Source organism: Pedobacter sp. 22226, from assembly GCF_052045455.1.
Classification (GTDB): domain Bacteria; phylum Bacteroidota; class Bacteroidia; order Sphingobacteriales; family Sphingobacteriaceae; genus Pedobacter; species Pedobacter jeongneungensis.
On the sequence record NZ_JBQEPB010000021.1, the window covers coordinates 1 to 1,780 of the forward strand.

Below are 1,780 nucleotides of genomic sequence, written 5' to 3' on the forward strand. Positions count from 1 at the left end.
ATGGTAGTCCCGTCCAGATTTGAACTGGAGACCCCTACATTATCAGTGTAGTGCTCTAACCAGGCTGAGCTACGGGACTTTGTTATTGGGTAAGCTTTTTTATGTCGCAGTATATAGTATCTTACCGCTACTGCTCCCCTTTTTGGCTTCCCCTTCATTAGTCCGTTGCGCTATACCTTCTTAGTATGCCCACCGTTTTCTTCTGGGTGTTTCTTGTTTTTTCTTGTCTTTTTTAAAGTATTCAGTATCAAGTATCCAGACATGCCTTACAGCTTTAGTCTTTATGCTTTAACCTTCTACCTTATTTAGAAATATCATGTTGCGTTGCGGGTAGGCGGTGCTACTCCAGAAAGGAGGTATTCCAGCCGCACCTTCCGGTACGGCTACCTTGTTACGACTTAGCCCCAGTTACCGGTTTTACCCTAGGACGCTCCTTGCGGTTACATACTTTAGGTACCCCCAGCTTCCATGGCTTGACGGGCGGTGTGTACAAGGCCCGGGAACGTATTCACCGCGTCATTGCTGATACGCGATTACTAGCGAATCCAACTTCATGGGGTCGAGTTGCAGACCCCAATCCGAACTGTGAATGGCTTTGTGAGATTCGCATACCGTTGCCGGCTAGCTGCCCTCTGTACCATCCATTGTAGCACGTGTGTAGCCCCGGACGTAAGGGCCATGATGACTTGACGTCGTCCCCTCCTTCCTCTCTGTTTGCACAGGCAGTCTGTTTAGAGTCCCCATCATGACATGCTGGCAACTAAACATAGGGGTTGCGCTCGTTGCGGGACTTAACCCAACACCTCACGGCACGAGCTGACGACAGCCATGCAGCACCTAGTTTCGTGTCCTTGCGGACTGATCTATCTCTAAATCATTCACTAACTTTCAAGCCCGGGTAAGGTTCCTCGCGTATCATCGAATTAAACCACATGCTCCTCCGCTTGTGCGGGCCCCCGTCAATTCCTTTGAGTTTCACCCTTGCGGGCGTACTCCCCAGGTGGAACACTTAACGCTTTCGCTTAGCCGCTGACTGTGTATCGCCAACAGCGAGTGTTCATCGTTTAGGGCGTGGACTACCAGGGTATCTAATCCTGTTTGATCCCCACGCTTTCGTGCCTCAGCGTCAATAAGACCATAGTAAGCTGCCTTCGCAATCGGTGTTCTGAGACATATCTATGCATTTCACCGCTACTTGTCTCATTCCGCCTACCTCTAGTCCATTCAAGCCCATCAGTATCAAGGGCACTGCGATAGTTGAGCTACCGTCTTTCACCCCTGACTTAATAGGCCGCCTACGCACCCTTTAAACCCAATAAATCCGGATAACGCTTGGATCCTCCGTATTACCGCGGCTGCTGGCACGGAGTTAGCCGATCCTTATTCTTCCGGTACATTCAGCTACTTACACGTAAGTAGGTTTATTCCCGGATAAAAGCAGTTTACAACCCATAGGGCAGTCTTCCTGCACGCGGCATGGCTGGTTCAGAGTTGCCTCCATTGACCAATATTCCTTACTGCTGCCTCCCGTAGGAGTCTGGTCCGTGTCTCAGTACCAGTGTGGGGGGCCATCCTCTCAGATCCCCTAGTCATCGTCGCCTTGGTGGGCCGTTACCCCGCCAACTAGCTAATGACACGCATGCCCATCTTTATCCCATAAATGTTTGATCATAATATAATGCTATAAAATGATATTATGCGGTATTAATCCGGATTTCTCCGGGCTATCCCCCTGATAAAGGTAGGTTGCATACGCGTTACGCACCCGTGCGCCACTTTC

Annotated in this window: 1 tRNA gene and 1 rRNA gene; both read right to left on the reverse strand. The window is 50.0% G+C overall.

The window, feature by feature from the left end:
* Position 1: 1 nt before the first annotated feature.
* A tRNA-Ile gene (locus tag ACTJKC_RS25355) sits at positions 2-79 on the reverse strand.
* A 270-nt stretch (positions 80-349) separates the two neighbouring features.
* Positions 350-1,780: ribosomal RNA gene (locus ACTJKC_RS25360) — 16S ribosomal RNA — on the reverse strand; the annotation flags it as partial.